General features: G+C 49.9%; 19 protein-coding genes and 2 riboswitches. Of the genes, 1 reads left to right on the top strand and 18 read right to left on the bottom strand.

Translation table 11 applies throughout. The annotated features are described in order from the left end of the window. Nucleotides 1-7: 7 nt before the first annotated feature. The 14 genes from cobT to cobK form a co-directional block, all read right to left on the bottom strand. On the bottom strand, nt 8-1,087 hold the full coding sequence (gene cobT / locus GKG43_RS08710; RefSeq protein ID WP_243125838.1) for a nicotinate-nucleotide--dimethylbenzimidazole phosphoribosyltransferase: 1,080 nt from the start codon (nt 1,085-1,087) through the stop codon (nt 8-10). A 3-nt stretch (nt 1,088-1,090) separates the two neighbouring features. Next, nucleotides 1,091-2,533, bottom strand: coding sequence for a cobyrinate a,c-diamide synthase (locus GKG43_RS08705; RefSeq protein WP_129878996.1), 1,443 nt, complete (start codon nt 2,531-2,533; stop codon nt 1,091-1,093). A 53-nt stretch (nt 2,534-2,586) separates the two neighbouring features. Next, entirely contained in the window at nt 2,587-3,828 is a 1,242-nt protein-coding gene (gene cbiE / locus GKG43_RS08700; RefSeq protein ID WP_129878995.1) for a precorrin-6y C5,15-methyltransferase (decarboxylating) subunit CbiE, read from the bottom strand. Next, nucleotides 3,821-4,552 carry a precorrin-3B C(17)-methyltransferase gene (gene cobJ, locus GKG43_RS08695; protein ID WP_129878994.1) on the bottom strand — a complete coding sequence of 244 codons (732 nt, stop codon included), beginning with the start codon at nt 4,550-4,552 and terminating at the stop codon, nt 3,821-3,823. Before cobJ ends, cbiE begins: the two co-directional genes overlap by 8 nt. Continuing rightward, nucleotides 4,545-5,318, bottom strand: coding sequence for a precorrin-4 C(11)-methyltransferase (gene cobM / locus GKG43_RS08690; RefSeq protein ID WP_025657101.1), 774 nt, complete (start codon nt 5,316-5,318; stop codon nt 4,545-4,547). The genes cobJ and cobM overlap by 8 nt, the downstream gene beginning before the upstream one ends. Next, on the bottom strand, nt 5,319-6,134 hold the full coding sequence (cobI, locus tag GKG43_RS08685; protein WP_025657100.1) for a precorrin-2 C(20)-methyltransferase: 816 nt from the start codon (nt 6,132-6,134) through the stop codon (nt 5,319-5,321). Continuing rightward, the gene (gene cbiD / locus GKG43_RS08680; RefSeq protein WP_129878993.1) at nt 6,131-7,297 is read right to left on the bottom strand and encodes a cobalt-precorrin-5B (C(1))-methyltransferase CbiD; all 1,167 of its coding nucleotides are present in this window, start codon (nt 7,295-7,297) and stop codon (nt 6,131-6,133) included. The genes cobI and cbiD overlap by 4 nt, the downstream gene beginning before the upstream one ends. A gap of 19 nt (nt 7,298-7,316) precedes the next feature. Further along, nucleotides 7,317-8,099 carry a sirohydrochlorin cobaltochelatase gene (locus tag GKG43_RS08675; protein ID WP_129878992.1) on the bottom strand — a complete coding sequence of 261 codons (783 nt, stop codon included), beginning with the start codon at nt 8,097-8,099 and terminating at the stop codon, nt 7,317-7,319. A 50-nt stretch (nt 8,100-8,149) separates the two neighbouring features. Further along, a complete protein-coding gene (locus GKG43_RS08670; RefSeq protein ID WP_129878991.1) occupies nt 8,150-9,010 on the bottom strand; it encodes an ABC transporter ATP-binding protein in 861 nt (286 codons plus the stop codon). Next, entirely contained in the window at nt 9,007-9,780 is a 774-nt protein-coding gene (gene cbiQ, locus GKG43_RS08665) for a cobalt ECF transporter T component CbiQ (RefSeq protein WP_129878990.1), read from the bottom strand. The genes GKG43_RS08670 and cbiQ overlap by 4 nt, the downstream gene beginning before the upstream one ends. A 31-nt stretch (nt 9,781-9,811) precedes the next feature. Then, complete coding sequence (locus GKG43_RS08660) at nt 9,812-10,123, bottom strand: cobalt transport protein CbiN (RefSeq protein ID WP_025657095.1); 312 nt, start codon at nt 10,121-10,123, stop codon at nt 9,812-9,814. A 1-nt stretch (nt 10,124) separates the two neighbouring features. Then, entirely contained in the window at nt 10,125-10,874 is a 750-nt protein-coding gene (locus tag GKG43_RS08655; protein WP_129878989.1) for an energy-coupling factor ABC transporter permease, read from the bottom strand. Nucleotides 10,875-10,977: 103 nt separating this feature from the next. Next, a riboswitch (cobalamin riboswitch) is annotated at nt 10,978-11,174 on the bottom strand. Between the two features lie 78 nt (nt 11,175-11,252). After that, nucleotides 11,253-11,780 (bottom strand): cob(I)yrinic acid a,c-diamide adenosyltransferase, encoded by a 528-nt coding sequence (locus GKG43_RS08650; RefSeq protein ID WP_129878988.1) that lies wholly within the window; start codon nt 11,778-11,780, stop codon nt 11,253-11,255. A gap of 150 nt (nt 11,781-11,930) precedes the next feature. Then, nucleotides 11,931-12,749, bottom strand: a complete 819-nt coding sequence (cobK, locus tag GKG43_RS08645) for a precorrin-6A reductase (RefSeq protein ID WP_129878987.1) — start codon at nt 12,747-12,749, stop codon at nt 11,931-11,933. 169 nt (nt 12,750-12,918) lie between these two features. Here cobK and GKG43_RS08640 point away from each other — a divergent pair, with 169 nt between their 5' ends. Beyond that, nucleotides 12,919-14,028 (top strand): GGDEF domain-containing protein, encoded by a 1,110-nt coding sequence (locus tag GKG43_RS08640; RefSeq protein ID WP_129878986.1) that lies wholly within the window; start codon nt 12,919-12,921, stop codon nt 14,026-14,028. 202 nt (nt 14,029-14,230) lie between these two features. Here GKG43_RS08640 and GKG43_RS08635 read toward each other — a convergent pair whose 3' ends face one another. The 4 genes from GKG43_RS08635 to GKG43_RS08620 all read right to left on the bottom strand — a co-directional run bounded on the left by GKG43_RS08635 (nt 14,231) and on the right by GKG43_RS08620 (nt 19,029). After that, on the bottom strand, nt 14,231-14,707 hold the full coding sequence (locus tag GKG43_RS08635) for a superoxide dismutase family protein (protein ID WP_025657090.1): 477 nt from the start codon (nt 14,705-14,707) through the stop codon (nt 14,231-14,233). Between the two features lie 77 nt (nt 14,708-14,784). Further along, nucleotides 14,785-16,965, bottom strand: a complete 2,181-nt coding sequence (locus GKG43_RS08630; RefSeq protein WP_243125837.1) for an ASKHA domain-containing protein — start codon at nt 16,963-16,965, stop codon at nt 14,785-14,787. Between the two features lie 199 nt (nt 16,966-17,164). After that, nucleotides 17,165-17,344, bottom strand: a riboswitch (cobalamin riboswitch). Nucleotides 17,345-17,352: 8 nt separating this feature from the next. Next, a complete protein-coding gene (locus GKG43_RS08625) occupies nt 17,353-17,991 on the bottom strand; it encodes a corrinoid protein (protein ID WP_025657088.1) in 639 nt (212 codons plus the stop codon). A 117-nt stretch (nt 17,992-18,108) separates the two neighbouring features. After that, nucleotides 18,109-19,029: a CobW family GTP-binding protein gene (locus GKG43_RS08620; RefSeq protein ID WP_129878985.1), complete on the bottom strand. Its 921-nt coding sequence runs from the start codon at nt 19,027-19,029 to the stop codon at nt 18,109-18,111. Nucleotides 19,030-19,097: the final 68 nt, after the last annotated feature.

Below are 19,097 nucleotides of genomic sequence, written 5' to 3'. Positions count from 1 at the left end.
ATTTACTTTATTTTAGTACTTCGTATTTCTCAATATTCGTTTCTTCAAAGGTGCTCATCTGCAGATATACCTGCAGCCCCATCTCCAGGAGCGGAAATACTGCCACCGCGCCGCTTCCTTCCCCAAGGCACATGTCACAGGTAAGAAATGGCGCCAGCCCGAGCGCGTCCAACAGCATCTGTCCGGCCGGTTCCTTAGATACGTGGGAGGGCATCATATAATCCAGCGATGCAGGCACAAGTCTGGCTGCGCACAGTGCTGCAACCGCAGAGATAAAGCCGTCGATCACAACCGGAATATGATAAAGTGCGCCGCCCAGATAGACTCCGGCAAGCCCGGCAATATCCAGGCCTCCGACTTTTGCCATCACATCCAGGGCATCGTCCCTGTCCGGCCTGTGTCTGCGGATTGCCTCTTTGATCACACTGATTTTGCGTTCCAGGCCTTCACTTGTCAGCCCGGCGCCTTTGCCTGTCACCTCTTCCACCGGCCTGCCCAGAAGAACTGCTGCCACAGCGCTGCTTGTCGTCGTATTGCCGATTCCCATTTCACCGGTGGCCAGAATATCATATCCCTGCTCTTTGAGTTCTTCCGCGATCCGGATCCCTGTCACCACGGCCTGCCAGGCTTCCTCTCTGCTCATGGCCGGTTCCTGTGCCAGATTTTTCGTGCCGCAGGCCACTTTTCTGTCCGCCCTGGTAACAGAAGGCACATCTGTCACCATCCCGATATCCACAGGAAACAGGTCCGCGCCCGCAACCTCACTCATGATTGCAACGCTTGCCGCTTTTTTCGTAAAATTATCCGCAACGATTGCTGTGACTTCCTGGCCCGTCTGTGTGACCCCCTCCGCCACAACACCGTTGTCCGCACACATGATAACCAGGCCCCTCTTTTTCAGTTCATACTGGGCGCTCCTTTTCATCCCCGCAATCCGAATGACAGCATCCTCCAGCTTCCCCAGGCTGAACAGGGGCTTTGCCACGGACATCCACCGCTTCCTGGCAGCCTCAGCGCTGGCTTCATCGGCCGGCTCGATCTGCGCCCTCAATTTTTCCAGTGTCATATCATCTTTTTCTGCTGTCATTTCTCAAGGTCTCCTTTTCCTACATTCTTCTATAAAACGGCCGGCAAATGCCTGGTTAGAATAAAAGTGGATATGGGGAAATCCTGCGAACAGGCTGCCTTCCATGTGAATGCATTCCCACTTTCTTTTTCGATCGGTCTTGACGGCAAGGCAGTCTGTTCCATTGTCTGTACTGTCCCAATAATGAAACTCGTGTCCCCTTATCTTTTCCCCTTTATCCAGATATAGCCCCGCTTTCATGGCTTCCAGCTCTATATAGCCAAAGCGTACCAGGCGCTTTGTCCGGAATGCTTTTCCTGGTATCACTCCCGCCATTCTGCGTGCAGTGCCTTTGTCGTCCTCCATCTCTTCATGCAGATACAGAAATCCACCGCACTCTGCAAGGCAGGGGAGCCCGTCCGCAAGCGCATGTTTTACCGAACTGCGCATGGACGCATTCTTTTCCAGCTGTTCTGTATAAAGCTCGGGATAGCCGCCTCCCAGGATCAGGCCCTGGATGTCATCCGGAAGAGAGCGGTCTCTTAAAGGGCTGAACTGAACCAGCTCACAGCCCGCCTTTTCCAGAAACGCCAGATTATCTTTATAGTAAAAGCAAAATGCTTCATCTCTGGCAACCGCAATCCTGACCGGGGCGCCGTCAGCATCCCGTTCTTTATCCGCTGTTTGCTTCCCCCGGGCGGCTTTTGTGTCTGCGGGATGAAACGCCTCTTTGTCACTGTACCAGACTTCCGGCATTCCCCCGGAAAACTGTGCGGCGATCTTCAGCAGACAATCCAGTTCCACAGTCTCTGACAGGATCTTTCCGGCCTCCTCCAGCTGCTCTCTGATCTCCCCGATCTCCTGCGGCGTCACCAGTCCCAAGTGCCTGCTCTCCAGCCCAAACACCGGATTTTCCGGCACATAGCCTATCACAGGGATCGGATACCCCGCCTGCGCCAGGCCGGTTTCGATCATCCGTTTCATCTTTGGATAGAGCATCCCGGATACACGGTTTAACAGGATCCCGCTGATATTGCTGTCCTTACGGAATCCAAGGATCCCCTGAATGACAGGAAGAACAGAAAGTGCCATACCCCTGCACGGGACGACGAGAATGACCGGCGCCTTCAGGGTCCGTGCCACATCGTAGGAACTGCCTCTTTCACTGTCCAGCGCCATTCCGTCATAATATCCCATGACCCCTTCTATGACCGTTATGTCTGCCTGTTTTGCATGCTCATGGAATAAGATCCGCATAACCTGCGGCTCACAGAAAAATAAATCCAGGTTCTCGGATTCAATCCCCAGAACCTCCCGGTGGAACATGGGGTCAATATAATCCGGTCCGCATTTGCATGCGGACACCTTCATCCCCTTCTGTTTCAGGGCAGACATCAGTCCGCAGGAAATCACGGTCTTACCGCTCCCGCTGGAAGCGGCGGCTATCATAAAACTTGGAATCTGCATACCTGCTCTTCTCCTTTTTCCTCTCCATTACTATCCCTACTGCCGTTTTCCGGTTACTCTGCACGGTCCATAGGCCGTGAATAGTAACGTTTTCCGGCAGAAATAATGTATACGGGATTCTGTCCCGTCATCATATGGTAAGCCCCCAGTTTCCGGGATTTGGCTGCAGACAGCTGCACGATCTCCGCATCGGGCAGGAGCCCCTCCTCCAGCGCTTCCATGGCCTCTTTTACCGTCTCCAGAGAGATCGCATTCAGCACAATCCGTACATCAGGGTTCTTCTCCAGCACAAGTCTTAAGATGTCTTTCAGATTACCGAAACTGCCACCTATAAATACATGGGTCGGCGGCTCCAGCGCCTCGATTGCCTCCGGCGCCGTTCCCAACACAATCTGTACCTGGTCGCAGCAGAACTTCCTGCGGTTTTGGCCGATGAGTTCTACGCCCTCCGGATTTTTTTCGATGGCATACACCCGGATACTTCCCGACTGGCAGGCGGCTTCCATGCTGACTGACCCGGTTCCAGCACCTACGTCATAGAGCACGGCATCCTCCGTAAGCGCAAGTTTTGCGAGGCTGACCGCCCGGATTTCCGATTTTGTCATGGGTACCCTGCCGCGGATATACTCTTCATCTTCCATATGCAGGCAGACCCGCTTATCCGGACTGGGGTTCCGTACATAAGCGGCGGCAAGACCGTCAAGGTCCTGCGGTTCCAGCTCTCTGCCCCTCTTATGGAGAATCTCCTCCTCTTCATAGGAGAGATGTTTTCCTATGTAAAATTCGGTCTCACCCAGGCCATAATCTCGTATCTTCTCACAGATCTCACGGGCGCATTCGATTCCTCCGAACAGCAGAAACGTCTTCTCGTGTTTCGCGATCTCATAGATGAAATTCTGTTTTCTTCCGTGTATGCTCACAAGAGCAGCGTCTTCCCAGGAAATCCCCAGTCTTGCCGCCAGATACACCGCGGAAGATATTCCCGGTATCGTATAAACCGGATAATCCGCAAGCTCTTCTTTCAGCTTTCTGGCCCCGCTGTAGAAGCCGGGATCCCCGGAAAGCGCCACCGCCGCCTTCCTGTATTCTCCGTGTGATTTCAGGAAATCGTGGATTTCCTTCGGTTTATAAGAGTGAAATACGGGCTTTCCAAATGACTGCAGGGCATCGGTCATCCGCTGCGCCCCGATAATGCAGTCGCATTCCCGGAATATCTGTTCTGCCTGGGCTGTTAGGGAGTTTCTGTTTCCCATCCCGATTCCGGTGAGATAAATGATCTGTTTTTCTTTACACATTCCGATATCCTCTGGGAGTCACCATCTTCCCGTTCAGTTCTTTTGTCTGTTCATTTCCGATAAACACGGTGGTAAACATATCAACCTCCGTATCTCTCAGTTCTCCAAGGGTAAGGATCCTGCTGGCTTCCTCTTCTCTCCCGATATTGCGCACGGTACCGCAGACCGTATCCGGGCTTTTATACTCCAGCATGTAGTCACAGGCCTTCTGCAGGTAGTCCTTACGCTTCCGGCTGGACGGATTGTACAGGCAGATCACAAAGTCCGCCATGGCCGCCGCCTTCAGCCTCTTCTCTATCTTTTCCCATGGCGTCAGCAGATCGCTTAAGCTGATCACTGCAAAATCATGCATCAGAGGCGCTCCCAGTACCGCGGCGCCGCCATTAGCGGCGGTAATCCCCGGCACAATCTCGATCTCCACGTCCGGATACTCCGCACCGGTCTCGTACATCAGGCCAGCCATGCCGTAGATCCCGGCGTCTCCGCTGCACACCATCGCCACGTCCCGGCCCCCTGCCGCCTCCTCCAGCGCCATCTGGCAGCGCTTTACTTCCTGGGTCATGGGGGTGGTCAGATACGTTTTCTCCGGGTATTGCTGTTTAATCAGATCTACATACACCGTATATCCTACGATGACCTTGCATGTATCCAGCGCAGCCCTTGCCTCCAGTGTCATCTGCCTGTCTGCTCCGGGCCCCAGCCCTACCACATATACCTTACTCATTTGTCTTCCCCTCTCTGCTTGCTTTCCGGAATTCCGTAGTAAAAGACGGATTGTAAAGTTCGGATCGGTCATAGCCGCCCTCCAGCACATCCCCGACTACAATCAGCGCCGTCTTGGTAATGCCTTCGCTCTCCCCGGTATTGGCCAGGGTGTCCACTGTACAGCGGCAGACTTTCTGTTCCGGCCAGGTGGCCTTATACACGATAGCCGCCGGTGTATCCTTCTCATATCCCCCCGCCAGCAGTTCTTTTTCCAGTTCCGCAAGCATCCCCGTGCTCAGGAATATGACCATGGTTGCATGGTGTGCGGCGAAACTTCTGATGGACTCTTTCTCCGGCACCGGTGTCCTGCCGGCCATTCTGGTAATTACCACGGACTGGGATATCCCGGGAAGGGTATACTCTGCCTCCAGAGCTGCAGCGGCCCCGCAGAATGAACTGACTCCTGGGCAGACTTCATAGTCAATGCCTTCTTGTTTCAATGCGTCCATCTGTTCCTTGATCGCGCCGTACAGACACGGGTCTCCGGTGTGGAGACGTACCACCCTCTTGTGATTTTTCTCTCCCCGGATCATGACGTCCAGCACTTCCTCCAACGTCATTAACGCACTGTTATGTACCTCACAGCCATCTTTTCTAACCTCCAGCAATGCGGGATTTACAAGGGACCCTGCATATACAATGATGTCAGCCTCCTGCAGATACTTCTGTCCACGCACGGTAATCAGATCTGCTGCTCCGGCTCCTGCCCCAACAAATGCAATCATCTACTTTTCCTCCTTTAATATGATCAGTGAATAATAACTCGCCTCATCCGGAATGTCCTCCGCCTGGCAGTAGATCTTCTCTCCGGGCATCCCGCAGTTCTCCACCATCTGAACCCGGAGCTTCTTCTCTTTCACTGCCTGTTTTACGTAAGGCATCTTTTTTCCAGCCTTCATCAGAACCTTGGTTCCCGGCATCTCCAGGCTTTCCTCGATCCCATAGGACGCCGGAATAATATGTAATTCGTCCCTGTTTTCCACGAGGCCGGAATCCATTCTGGCCGCTGCAGCGCAGAAAGAAGTGATGCCGGGCACCAGGCTGGTCCTGCATCCCCGTTCTTTCAAACGCTTGTGGACATACAGGCAGGTGGAGTATACACTGGGGTCCCCCAGCGTAATAAATGCCACATTTCTGCCCGAACGCAGGACTTCTTCTGTCTTATCCGCGCATTTGTCATGAATCTCTTTCAGCTGTGTCTTTTCCTTCATCATCGGCATGGGAAGGAACAGCTTTGCTTTACGGACGATCTCCGGGATCACGGGCAGGACAATCTGCCACGCTACACATTTTTCAAGGTAAACAGGCATTCTGCTCTCAGTGCCCGCCTCCTCGTATACCGCGTCCTTCAGCTCCGGACTTGAGACCGCAATGGCAACGACCTCACATTCTTTTATGGTGTTCACCGCCTTCAGCGTCATCAGCTCCGGGTCTCCCGGTCCCACACCTACTGCATACATTATTCCGCAGTTTACTGCGGATCCGTCCGTAGGGCATGAATTACGGAGTGCCCTTTGGGTATACATTATTCCTTCGCTCATACCTGCTCCCTTCTGATCTGTTCCAATAATTCTTCTGCATTTTTCGTTTTCCCAAGAATTCCTTCTTCTTTGGAAAATACGACCGCCCCGATTGTCAGCGTATCTCCCGCGCGCTGTCTCAGATGAAATTCAATCCGTCTGATTACCGTCTCCATTACAGGGCGCAGTAACTTTCGTTCTTTCAAATAATCCAGGGCTTCCGTTGTCGTAATGCAGTCCATGATTTTCTCTGCATCCGCCGCTGAGGCGCCTGCCATTGCCGCATGGGAGGCGAGCACTTCCATCCGGCAGTCCGCCTGGCGGGAATGGGTATTCATAACCCCGGCTGCCAGTTTGACCAGTTTGCCCACATGGCCGATCAGCAGAATGCCTTTCATTCCCAGACTCACCGCATCATCGATGGTCTCGCCGATATAGTTACTGCATTTTACGGACAGGCTGCCGTCATATTTTAAAGTCTCTGTCAGAAAATCGCTCCCGTAATTGCCTGGCACCACATAACACCAGTCATGTCCATTTTCCTTCAATACTTTCATTTCCAGAAAAATCGTATCCGTGAGGGCCTTTTCACTCATCGGCTCTACAATCCCGCTTGTGCCGAGCACTGAGATGCCGCCTTCGATCCCCAATCTGGGGTTAAATGTCTTCGAAGCCAGTTTTCTGCCCTCGGGAATCGTGATTACAATCTCCAGCCCTTTGCTGTAGCCGAACCTCTCCCTTTGCTCCTCGACCGCTCCCAAAATCATCTGCCTGGGAACTCTGTTGATTGCGGCCTCTCCGATCTCCTGCTGAAGCCCTTTCTTTGTGACTCTTCCGACCCCTTCTCCGCCATCCAGACAAAGGGACCCATCCGCGGTCTTTTTCACTTCTGCATAAATATAGATACCGTCCGTAATATCCGGATCGTCCCCGCTGTCCTTCTGGACAGCACAGCGGACCCGGTCCGGGCCAATGTCTATCTGCTCGATGTCCAGATACAATGTGATGCCTTTCGGAGTCAGCAGGGATACCTGTGTGATGACTTCTTTTGAAAGGAGCATGTACGCGGCGGCTTTGGCTGCCGCTGCCGCACAGCTGCCGGTGGTATAGCCCGAGCGCAGCTGCTTTTGGTTTTTCCATATTGTCTCTGCCTGCGTCCTGCCTTTTGGCAGCTGTTTTTCCATGGTCTTTCTCCTCTCTCTATTACATAGCGGCTTCAATATGTTCAACAAAGATATTGCGGATTCCCTTCATCTCGCCCAGCCCTCGGATCAGCGCCTTCACTTCATAGCCGGCGTCCTCCAGTTCTGCCTTCCAGGAATCGTCTTCCCCCGCCATATCGTTCTTCGCATGGTCACCTGCCACCACCATAAACGGCATCAGCGTTACCTTGCGGATTCCGGAGATTTCCAGTTTCGTCATGACGTTCCTCAGATCTGGAAAGCCTTCTACCGTGCCCACCAGCACCTGATTGTAGCCAAGTGAGTGGAAGGTATACTCCAGGGTCGGGTATGCTGAATTCGCATGATGGTCTGTGCCGTGTCCCATCAGGATCAGCGCCTCGCCCTCCTCCAGTGTAACCTCCGCCATCATGGCATGAATGGATTTCTTGTAGTCATCCACACTGGTAAGAAGCGGATTTCCCACGCGTATCCTGCGGAATCTGTCTGTGTAATCCATCACGTCCCTGAGCATTCTGTCGTTCTCTATCCCGTTGATAACATGGGTCGGCTGTACAATAACCTGCTCGATGCCGTCCTCTGCCATCTGTTCCATGGCTTCTTTGACATTCGCTACGAATAAATTTTCCTTTTTCTGCAGTTTGTTCTTAATCATTTTGCTGGTAAATGCGCGATAGATTCTATAGTCCGGAAATGACTCTCCGATCTGCTTTTCAATCGCCGTTATGTTTTTCTCCAGAGTGTCCAGATGGCTCGTCCCAAAACTCACGACAAGTATGGCCTTCTTTCCTGTTATCTTATCCATTTTCTGCTCTCTCTTTCCTATTAATTTCTGATATCGGCCTTCACCGCCTCTTATGCCTTGGAGGAGGCCTCTATATAATATTCCAGTTCTCTTATATTCACAGGCGGCTTCAGTCCGCCTCCCAGTATCCCTTTTTTCTGGAGCCGTGCAAACAGCTTTAATACGGCGGGTTCTTCCTGGTTGGTCATGGCCAGCGCCTCCTGATCCGTACACACTGTGACGGGATCCGCATGCCGCAGTACTCTTCCTTCATGCATCAGCACGATCTCATCAGCCCAGGACAGTGCGTAATCAATATCGTGCGTAGCCATCAGAATCGTAATTCCTTCTTCCGCCAGCCCATCTACGATCTGATTGACGATCTTTGTATGTTTTGCGTCCAGCGCGGCCGCCGGTTCGTCCAGTATGATGACTTCCGGATGCATCACCAGGATGTCGGCGATGGAAACCTGCTTTTTCTGTCCTCCGCTCAGGGCATGGGCCGGGCGGTCCCGGAAGGGCGTTATCTCAAGATGGCCGATCACCTGGTCCACTTCCTGTCTTGCTTTCTCTTCCGCTACACCCATGTTCAGGATTCCAAAGGAAATTTCCTGGTACACGCTTGCCGAAAACAGCTGATTATCCGGATCCTGAAAGACAATACCGACCCTGCTTCTAAGGTCCAGCAATCCCTTTTTGGAGTAATCCACCGGCTTTCCTTCAAATAGAACCATTCCCTTATCCGGCTTATATATCCCATTGCAGCATAGAAAAAAAGTGGACTTTCCGCAGCCGTTTGCACCCATGAATGCCACCTTTTTCCCCCTTTTTATTTTCAGGCTCACGCCGTTTAGGGAGTGCGGGCCTCCTTCTTCATATGCGTAGTGGACATCTCTCGCCTCTATTATGACATCCTGTTCCTCTGTATTCATAAGAATCTCCTCCATATTGTCAGTGCAAGCAGGATCAGTTCAAACACTGCGATTGCAGCGACTTCTTTTTTTCTGGCCGGATGATGTTCCGCAAGTACTCTGATCCTGCCGTCGTAACACCTGGATTCCATGGCATCATACAATGCATTGGATCTCTTAAATGCGCGGAGCAGCAGGCCCGCCCCCATCTTTCCGAAGGAACTCACCGAGGTTCGCAGATCTTTGTTGCCCAGCCTGGACTTCTGTGACACCATCATGGCGGAAGCAGTCTCCATGAGCACAAAGATGAACCGGTAGATCAGAAGCATGAGTTCCGTCAATATCTCAGGGCAGTGCAGTTTTGCCAGCACGTCCAGAATATCTGTCATTGTCGTATTGAGAGATAAAAAGTACAGGCAGGACACACTCGCCATGGCCGTCGCAATTAGCTGTATCCCGAATAGAAGGGAATGAAAACTCCCTGTGATAAAAAAGCTGCCCACTGGAATTGCATAAGCATCCAGTGGGACTTTTGAGATATTGACTATAATCGCAAGTGTACTCAATATCAGGAATGTAAAAGGCACCGCCAGCAGCTTTGCGTATTGCCCCGCCGCTATGCGTCCTTTTTTCACGGTCAGGTATGAATTGACTGCAAACACCGCGCCTGCAACGATGAGTGAGCGGCTGACTACACAGAACAGCAGAGTTATCATGGAAAATGCAAACTTTTCACCCGCATTTACGTATCTTAATCTGGAGCGATAACAGAGCTTATCTACTACAATCATGCCGCCCTCCTTCCCGGAAGCTTATTCCTCTTTATTCCATCTTTTTCTGCCATTTTTTTCTTTCTACGAATCGTCCCATCACAAAAGCGATGATGCCAACCCCGATCCCTGTCTGGATACAAAAGATCAGGCTTTCTACCTCGCCCGGCAGTTCGCCGCCCAGTGCAGTCTCCAGCACCGGTGTAAACCATGGGGTGTATTCCCCCTGAATCTCTTCTATCATAACGCTCCCCGCGTCATCAGAGCCGCCGAACTCAGCGCCTTTCTTCGCGAACAGGGGCACAATTGCAATTAATACAGCTGCGATCAGAAGAATAATGACTGTTTTTGTATTTTTACTCATCCTATTTTGCCTCCTTTAAAAATCCGATTGACTTGAGTTCCGGTTTTGCATAAGATTCCAGGCCGATGACGATGATAACCGTAAGGATGCCTTCGATGACTGCCAGCGGAAGCTGGGTCGGTGCAAATACACCCAGGAATTTAACAGCAGATGCCGCAACACCTCCGGCCTCGGATGGGTAAGCGAGTGCAAGCTGGATGCTGGTCACACAGTATGTAAAGATATCGCCCAGAAAAGCCGCCAGAAAAACGGATACTTTTCGGTTCACATTCATTTTTTTACAGAGCTGAAAGATTCCAAATGACAGAAGCGGTCCCGCTATCGCCATGGAAAATGTGTTTGCCCCCAGTGTTGTCAATCCGCCGTGTGCCAGCAGAATCGCCTGGAACAAAAGCACGATGATTCCCAGTACGCTGACTGCCGCCGGGCCAAACAGGATTGCCCCCAGCCCTGTGCCCGTCATATGGGAACAGCTTCCCGTCACGGACGGGATTTTCAGGGAAGAAATCACGAAAATAAACGCCCCCGCCATTGCAATCAGTGTGATGGTTTTTCTGTTTTCTTTTAATCTTTTTTTCAGGGAAATCAGGCCGGCAACCAGGAATGGGACACAGATAACACCCCAGGCAATACAGTATTTAACCGGAAGGTACCCTTCCATAATGTGCATTGCATTCACAGCCGGTGTGACGGCAAACATCAGCGCGAACGCGATGGCTGCCTTGAGTAAGAATTTTTCTTTTTTTGACATATTTCTCTCTCCTTTTTTGTGATATGTTGTCTTGAAATACCCCCAGGTATACCACAAAATCGTATGAGATCTGCGGCATAACACCCGGTCATATCCCCGTAACCATTCAGATCCATTTAAAAGCGGGTTTTCTGACTCAGGCATCAACACGGTATTCCGCCTTCCCATGAGAATTCTCACAGTGACATCATGGATACCATTCCACCTTTACAGCAACGGGTATTGTGCAGGATTCCCACCTGCTTCCCCTGCGGCCGTCCGCTGCAGATTCTATACTGCACTTGGACAGCTTACCTTTAAATTGTATGCCAGACCTGAATTATATACCGAAAGGGTAACATTACCCTTTTGGCTGCTTTTTATCGGAGGTATCTCCCCCTAATACTCGATCCCCCGTCTTGCCCGGATCTCCCGGTCAAAGGGATGTTTGATTTTCCGGATCTCGGAAACATAATCCGCAAGCCCGATCAGCTTTTCGTCCGGATTCCGTCCGGTCAGGACGACTTCCAGTTCCTTGGGTTTCTTTTCCAAAAAGGCCAGCGACTTTGTGTGATCAATGAGGCCATAATGATAGGCGGCCATAAACTCATCGACCACAAGCATATCATACTCTCCGGATACTGCTTTTTCACAAACCGTATCCCACAGCCGTGCATAAGTCTCCTGAGCCTCCGCTTTCTCCGCTTCGGACAGCGTGTTGAAGAATCCAAATGATTTGTCCATATGGAGTACCGTAATTCCCTCCACGGCATCCAGAATCTTAAGCTCTCCGGAGTCCTCATTCTTCAGAAAACGCGAAAAAAGAACCTTCATACCGCTTCCGGCAGCTCTGACAGCAAGCCCTGTTGCGGCAGTCGTCTTCCCTTTTCCATCTCCACAGTAAATATGTATCAGCCCTTTCTTCATGCGCCCACCTCATCCAAAATCTTTTTTATTTTATCATAAATTGTCTGATTATGCAATTTTCACTATCTATCATTGTATATGATTTTCCGTTCTTCCGTTTGTACTTTTTTCTTTTGTTTATGTAATTTTTTAAGAACGAGGGCAAAGGGGTCAGACCCCTCTGAAGAGGGGTCTGACCCCTTTGCCCTCCATATTCAGAATATTCTGAATATAATCCTTTATTTCTTCCACACTGTACCCTGTTTCTGCAGGCCTTCCAATCACTACAAGCGTTACCCCTGTCTCTCTGGCAGCCTCCAGTTTTTCCTCAAATCCCCCCGCTTTGCCTGATTCCTTTGTCACAAAATAGTCTGCTCCTGTGTATTTCAGCATGGCAGTATTTAATTCTTTCGAAAAGGGTCCCTGCATGGCGATGAGATGGGAGCCCTTGAATCCAAGCTCCACGCTCTCTTCCACGGACTCTTTTGTCGAAAGAACCCTGGCAAAACAGCGTTCTTTGTAATGGTCGATCGCTGTGTACAGCCTTAATTCTTTGCTCCCGGTGGAAATGAATATCCGGCCTTCCCGTGTTTTGAGATACTCTACTGCTTCTGCCACGGAATTTACAATTACCATATTGCGGTAAGATCCTGCGCCGCCTGTCCCGCTTTCGTCCCGCAGACAGCGGATATAACCGGCGCCGCTCCCCTTACAGGCATTTTGAATATTCTCCGTGGCCAGGCGCGCAAAGGGATGAGTGGCATCGATCACAAGCCTGATCTGATTCTCCCTGATAAATCCGCAGATAGCCTCTTGATCCATCCGGCCCGTTATGACCCGGATATTTTGAATTCCTTCCACGCATTCCATTCCGTACTCTGTAGCCGTACTGACGAAGGCTGGCGCAGACAGCGTGCCTAAAAATTCAGCCAGCATTCTTCCTTCTGATGTTCCCGCAAACAGCAGAATACTCATTCTTCCGTTCTCCATATTCCTTTTCCTCCGCCTTTTCCGCAGCCTATTTATGTCTGATACTTAGATTTTATTTTAAGTACAACAACTGGCATATCCTGGAAATATTCCGGTTGTGTTTAAACCTCTTTCACAGTATAATATATCACATAGCAAATTGAAACCACAAACATAAGGGAGCTTTTATATGTTTTTTAATCTAATTGGATTTATTCGGAAAGACTTAGACCTAAAAGAAACCTATTTTAAAAGTGCGGAAAATGAAATCGCAAAGAAAAATCTGATCCTGCTTCAAATTTCCAGTCTGCTCAATGTCCTTCTCCTTGTCTTATTTTACATAATAACCCCGTTTATCATTAAAGGCTGGACAATCACATTACAGCATTTTCTTTTTCTCCCGGCGGCACTGGCCTTTTTCATCATCTCTACAGTTTACGCAAAGACAGGCCGCAGAGACAAGCGCGTGATAACCGGCATCTGCCTGGCTTTCGAAATCACGCTGTTTGCTTTTGTTATTTCTATAGATGTCTTTCCTTACCCGGATGCTCCCAGCTCTTTCCTACCGCTTTTATATATTGCGTTTCCAGCGCTGTTCATTCTCCGTTTCCGTCAGATGTTCACGGTCATGTTTCTGGTCGAGGTCGTATACGCCGTTGCAGTCTTACAGATAAAAAATCCGCTGATGGCAGAAAACGACATCTTTAATTCTGTCGTTTCCTTTATCTTTTCGCTGGCAGTCGCCCACGTAATCCTGAAACTCCGCGCCGATGACCACGACATACGCAGCCGTTACAAACGCCTGAGCATGCTGGATTCCCTCACTGGCATTCTAAACAAAAAGTCCTGTGAAAATGCAATTTCCCAGTATCTGAATACAAACGCCCCCGTGCATTGCGCCCTGCTCTTTCTAGATCTGGACGATTTCAAAAAGATCAATGACACCATCGGCCACTCCGCCGGAGACCGTCTTCTGGAAGAGACCGGAAAATTACTCCACAAAACATTCCACGCATCAGATATCATCGGCCGTGTCGGCGGAGATGAATTCATGGTGCTGCTCACAAACTACCATGATTCAAAAGAGTCCCTGAAAAAGAGGTGCACCGCCTTGCAGCGCACTCTCCAGCAGATCATGCAGAACCACGGAGTCCAGGCTACCTGCAGCATAGGCGCACTCCTGGTCAAAGGACAGTGCATCAGCTTCCAAACCGCATACACCCTAGCCGACAAATGCCTGTACGATGCCAAATCCTCCGGAAAAAACAACTGCATAGTCCAAACCCTGCCCAAAGAATGATCTCAGCAAGCACTTAATAAAGGAGCGCATGCGTATGAATACGCTGACTGCTTCAAAAAACCGTTGCCGGATATGTGTGCTCCATACCCACATATCCGGCAACAGTTTTTTGAAGCAGTCAGCAGTACGGGTACAAATCGCAGCGGCATATACAGCCCCTATGTCTTCCCAGCATCACTGACATGGAGCGCCCCCTTCTAACTCATTCCCCCACCCATTCATGGATCTCGCCGCAGGCAATCATTTCGCCGCTGTCTCCTGACGGCTGTGTCTTAAAATCATCCGGGTTCATATGGATGACCACTGTTCTGCCGACCACATCATCCGGGTAAAATCTCCCGGTATATACCGCACTGCAGGCTGCACCGTGTGTAGACAGCAGAGGCGGCAGATCACCGGCATGTTCCGGGTGATCCGTATGTTCGGGATTAAAATGCCCATCGGCATCTGCGAAAGGCTCCTCAGCATTCCCGGAACATTGTTTCCCTTCATGAATGTGGAAGGCAAAAAATCTGCTCATGTCCGGCGCATTTTCATCCGGCAGCCCGTATACCTCAGCCAACACGATCGTCCCTCCGTATACTTCATAGAAATAAACCATTCCATGGATCTCTGGGTATTTATCCGATCCTTTTATCTTTGCAGAAGCTTCCGGCATTCCGTTTAATTTATCAACCATATCATCATCCTCCTCTGCTCAGTATATGCAGCAGCCCGGAGGATGTTCATGCTTTGCGTAAACAAAAATCACTGCGCCTATTCAAAATACATATAGTCCATATAAAATTCATTAAAATGTTTATCGTTGGAGAGCTGTACTTCCGATGAACTCTCCAGAATACGCTGCACGCGCTCTGTGCAGTCGCTGCTTAACAGGTATGTCCGGGTTCCTTTCAGGCAGCTGTTTCCTACCGCCTCAATCTTATCTTGGCATTCTTCCGGAAGCAGCCCGATTCCCACGGCTTTTACGATATCCATCTTATATCCAAAGCCTCCTGCAATATAAATAGCCCCAATATCATCATAAGATGCGCCGAAGTTCAGGATCAATGTCTCAAGCCCGGCACGTACTGCGGACTTGGCAAGCTGTATTTCCCTTACATCCTTCTGGAAAAATGAGATCCCCGTCCCATCGCTGCTGACAGCAAGCGGAAAGCCGTCGTCGAAATAATCTTCCTCCATTAGCCCAGTCTCATCCACAAGCTCCGCCTTTACCAGCTCATATACCATATCGATCACCCCGGTGCCGCAGATGCCGACAGGTTTGGCATCCTGGATCGTCCCGGTAACTGCATGGCCGTCCTTCAGTTCGACTTTGCAGATTGCTCCCGGCACGCTTCCCGTGCCAAAGGTAATATTGCCGCCCTCGAATGCAGGGCCCGCTGCCGTTGAAGTCGTCAATATCCTGTCCTTATTGCCAATCGCCATCTCCCCATTGGTACCCAGATCCACCAAGACAGACACCTTTTCTCTCTTATCAAAATCCAGAGAATACAGGCCTGCCACAATATCGCCGCCCACATAAGTAGAAATTCCAGGGAAAATCACTACCTCAAAGTCCCTGTCTTCCTGCTCAAACAGTTCTTTGTAAGTTGTATGTATGGTGTCAATGTTAACTGGGGTGAAAGGAAATACGCCCAGTGTTTCACAGGAGTACCCCATCAGCAGGTGTACCATAGTCGTATTGGCTCCGATTATCATCTTCTCCACCCGGATCTTCCCATTTTCTGTCAGGCTCTCAATTCCCTGCATCAGGTCAGTCTGGATACTTTTTCTCAGGGCTTCTCTTTTCCCGCCGTTGGAGGCCTCAATTCTGCTGATTACATCCGCACCATACGCCCTCTGCCTGTTGATTGTAGTGAAAACGTCTTCCGCTTCCTGTGTCTCCATGTTGACCAGCTGCATGGCGATCGTCGTCGTTCCGATGTCCACGGCGATTCCATACCGGCGGCCGGTCTTTGCACTGCTTTTCGCCGCTTTTCCCGCTGTCTGCTCCTCATCCGCCAGAACCGCGAATTCTTCTTCCTTATGCAGCCCGACAGCGATCACGCAGTCATCCTCAGGATAGGCCTTACATGCCAGACGGTATCCCTCCTGCAGCTGCTCCCCGCTGAAGAACTTCCTGTCCTGCTCTGAAGGCGCAATGTCCCCTTCAAGGACCTGTATTCCGCATTTACCGCAGGTTCCCCTGCCCGCACAGACTGCCGGCAGGAAGATTCCCTGTTCCTGGAGAAGTTCCATCAGCGAATGTCCCTTTCTGCCCTCCAGTACTCTGATGTCGCCTCCGTCATGAAGCGTGATTGTGTAATCCGAGACATTTCTAAGGCTGCAGCCGACATTAGGGCAACTTGCACAATTATGATGGATACGGAACATGTCCGAATGATCCGTAGTCAGGTAAACCTGACAGGTCGTCTTGACCGGGTCATACATACAGCTGTCCAGTACACGGATCCCTGCACTGTTTTCTCTTGCGGTCACCTCCAGCGCCTTTTTCTGGGCCTCCATCGGAATATCCTGGGGCGCCTCCAGGCGGCGGGAAACTCCACATTTTTTCTCCCTGCACATGGCGATAATATAGGGCTGAAGCTGATGGTCCATCTGGAAAAGATAGTCATCCGCAATGGCATCCGCCAGCATACCGCCCAGATAATCCCCCTCATTGAACAGCTGTGTGGACCACTGGCTCAGCTGACCGCCCACCGAAGTGACACAGTAGAGCGCCTGATGGATTCCCTCTCCATACCGACTGAGCTCAAATCCCTCCACATCACCGAATTCCAGCAGTGCGATTGGCTCTATTTTTTTATATGCTTCCGGAAGCATTTCCTCATATTCTTCCATTACATCATCGTAGGTAGCGCTGTCTTCATAACAGTCTATCAGGGAAAATACATTTTCTCTGCATATCTCTATATTAAATTCCGTTATTTTCATGTTCTTATCCTCTCTCAACTAACGGAAGTCTAAGCTCTGCCCCCGCAGTTTTGACAACCATATCCGTACTTGCCCAAAACCCCGGGCAGGTATCAGTATTTCATTCATTTTCCAGTATAAAAAGAAAAACTCCTTGTAAAAAGAGTTTGCTGCTGACACACTTTATATAATTCAAACGGAATCCTGTTTCCCACCCAAAACAGGTCCATAGGGATATGTAAGTATCCTGGCTCACGTTTCATCCTAGGAATGCCTTCTCATCCTGACGGACAATGGCTGTTATTCTTCGTCCACGTTTACAGTAGGGGTAAGCCTGCACCGGATTTACACCGGTTTCCTTCATTCGATGCTCTTTGTCACTATAATCCGCACTTTCCCAAAGGGCTCTTATTTCTCCAAAACTGCTTTCTTCGCAACTTCTGCTGCTGTTGCTGCATCTGGTGTATAGTAGTCTGCTCCAATCTGCTCTGCAAAGCTGTCATTAACCGGAGCGCCGCCGACCATAACGATATACTTGTCGCGAAGTCCCTTTTCGTTCAGCTGGTCAATGCAGTCCTGCATCTTCGGCATTGTTGTTGTAAGAAGAGCTGACATACAGATCACGTCCGCGCCTACTTCTTCAGCCTTGTCGATAAATACAGCCGGTTCCACATCTACACCGATGTCATGGATCTCAAATCCAGCTCCTTTAAGCATCATTACGACAAGGTTCTTGCCGATATCATGAAGGTCTCCCTGTACTGTTCCGATTACAGCTTTTCCAACCGGCTCATTACCTACCTCAACCAGTTTTGGCTCCAGGACTGTAAGACCTGCATTCATAGCTCTTGCAGCTACCAGAACTTCCGGTACAAATACTTCGTTGTTCTTAAACTTTGCACCAATGATCATCATTCCTGATAAAAGACCTTCATTCAGAATCTCTTTTGGATCGAGCCCCTCATCCAGAGCCTCCTGTACCAGTGCCTTTACGTTCTTTGCCCTTCCTTTTTGAAGGAATTCTGAAATTTCCTGAATCTTTGACATTTTACATACCTCCATCATTCATTAAGCGTGTCTGCTTTAGTTATCATTTTACAATATCTGCTGCTCTGCTTTTAGTAATTTTTTTGGAACTCTTTGTACAAATATCTCTTTTTTTGTTTACTTTTTCAGTTCCGCGGCAATCTCGGGATACCACGCCATCGCTTTTTTCAAAGACTTTTTAACGGGCAGGCCATTTCCGGAGAGAATCACCAGATCATTAACGTGTTCCGGCTTCCCTTCAAACCTTTCAGCCTGGTAGATACTGCCCACGCAGTTCACAAGATAAATCTCCCCCTGCACTTCAACAAATCCTTTGACACGGTAAGTATCATCCAGAAACATTTCAATGAATTTCTGAAGTTTTTTCAGTTCCAATCCCGGATTCAAACGGAGCAGGTATTTTTTCAAGGTAATATCCGCGCTCTGTATCACAGGCTCTTCCGGCTGGTTATCCGGAGGAGCGGCAGGATTCAGCCAGCCGCTTTCGATCCGGCCGAAGGTGGTCGTATGTACAGGAACCTCCGGGCGGTGTTTTCTGATAATGCCCTTTATTTCCTCAATCTGTTCTTTGGATGCCAGATCCGTTTTATTGACAAGCACAAGATCACTGACCGCCAGCTGCTTCTTTACCACGACTGCCGTCTCATAAACCTTCAGAAACTGTCTCGCATCAACCAGGCAGATGCTTCCCATGTATTCCACATCTGAGAATTTGCCTTCCTGATGCAGGATTTTTCTGACATTCATAGGATTGGAGAGGCCGGAAGCCTCCACAATTATAATGTCCGGTTTTTCCGAAAGGGCTTTTTCAAGCACTTCCTCGAATTTATCCAGCCTGCATGAACAGAATATGGAACCGTTGTTGATCTCATCCAGCGCCGTTCCCAGTTCTCTAAGAAGCTCCCCGTCCACGCCTTCTTTTCCAAATTCATTGATAATCAAATGCAGCCGGTAGTCTGACAATTCATTTATAAAATTTTTTAAAAAAGTAGTTTTACCGGCTCCTAAGAAGCCGGTAATTAAATACAGTTTACTCATTATTTCATACCTCATTCTGCTGCTTAGCAGCAGACCCGCCCGTTAGGGCATGTGTTACGGGATGCCCT

The sequence above is a fragment of the Eubacterium sp. BIOML-A2 genome, assembly GCF_009680135.1.
GTDB lineage: Bacteria > Bacillota > Clostridia > Lachnospirales > Lachnospiraceae > Faecalicatena > Faecalicatena contortus_B.
This window is presented reverse-complemented; position numbering and strand designations above follow the sequence as displayed.

Excerpts from the sequence above, each read along its gene's own strand:
- cobT (WP_243125838.1), bottom strand. The coding sequence starts at position 1,087 with ATGACAGCAGAAAAAGATGATATGACACTGGAAAAATTGAGGGCGCAG.
- GKG43_RS08705 (WP_129878996.1), bottom strand. The coding sequence starts at position 2,533 with ATGCAGATTCCAAGTTTTATGATAGCCGCCGCTTCCAGCGGGAGCGGT.
- cbiE (WP_129878995.1), bottom strand. The coding sequence starts at position 3,828 with ATGTGTAAAGAAAAACAGATCATTTATCTCACCGGAATCGGGATGGGA.
- cobJ (WP_129878994.1), bottom strand. The coding sequence starts at position 4,552 with ATGAGTAAGGTATATGTGGTAGGGCTGGGGCCCGGAGCAGACAGGCAG.
- cobM (WP_025657101.1), bottom strand. The coding sequence starts at position 5,318 with ATGATTGCATTTGTTGGGGCAGGAGCCGGAGCAGCAGATCTGATTACC.
- cobI (WP_025657100.1), bottom strand. The coding sequence starts at position 6,134 with ATGAGCGAAGGAATAATGTATACCCAAAGGGCACTCCGTAATTCATGC.
- cbiD (WP_129878993.1), bottom strand. The coding sequence starts at position 7,297 with ATGGAAAAACAGCTGCCAAAAGGCAGGACGCAGGCAGAGACAATATGG.
- GKG43_RS08675 (WP_129878992.1), bottom strand. The coding sequence starts at position 8,099 with ATGGATAAGATAACAGGAAAGAAGGCCATACTTGTCGTGAGTTTTGGG.
- GKG43_RS08670 (WP_129878991.1), bottom strand. The coding sequence starts at position 9,010 with ATGAATACAGAGGAACAGGATGTCATAATAGAGGCGAGAGATGTCCAC.
- cbiQ (WP_129878990.1), bottom strand. The coding sequence starts at position 9,780 with ATGATTGTAGTAGATAAGCTCTGTTATCGCTCCAGATTAAGATACGTA.
- GKG43_RS08660 (WP_025657095.1), bottom strand. The coding sequence starts at position 10,123 with ATGAGTAAAAATACAAAAACAGTCATTATTCTTCTGATCGCAGCTGTA.
- GKG43_RS08655 (WP_129878989.1), bottom strand. The coding sequence starts at position 10,874 with ATGTCAAAAAAAGAAAAATTCTTACTCAAGGCAGCCATCGCGTTCGCG.
- GKG43_RS08650 (WP_129878988.1), bottom strand. The coding sequence starts at position 11,780 with ATGAAGAAAGGGCTGATACATATTTACTGTGGAGATGGAAAAGGGAAG.
- cobK (WP_129878987.1), bottom strand. The coding sequence starts at position 12,749 with ATGGAGAACGGAAGAATGAGTATTCTGCTGTTTGCGGGAACATCAGAA.
- GKG43_RS08640 (WP_129878986.1), top strand. The coding sequence starts at position 12,919 with ATGTTTTTTAATCTAATTGGATTTATTCGGAAAGACTTAGACCTAAAA.
- GKG43_RS08635 (WP_025657090.1), bottom strand. The coding sequence starts at position 14,707 with ATGGTTGATAAATTAAACGGAATGCCGGAAGCTTCTGCAAAGATAAAA.
- GKG43_RS08630 (WP_243125837.1), bottom strand. The coding sequence starts at position 16,965 with ATGAAAATAACGGAATTTAATATAGAGATATGCAGAGAAAATGTATTT.
- GKG43_RS08625 (WP_025657088.1), bottom strand. The coding sequence starts at position 17,991 with ATGTCAAAGATTCAGGAAATTTCAGAATTCCTTCAAAAAGGAAGGGCA.
- GKG43_RS08620 (WP_129878985.1), bottom strand. The coding sequence starts at position 19,029 with ATGAGTAAACTGTATTTAATTACCGGCTTCTTAGGAGCCGGTAAAACT.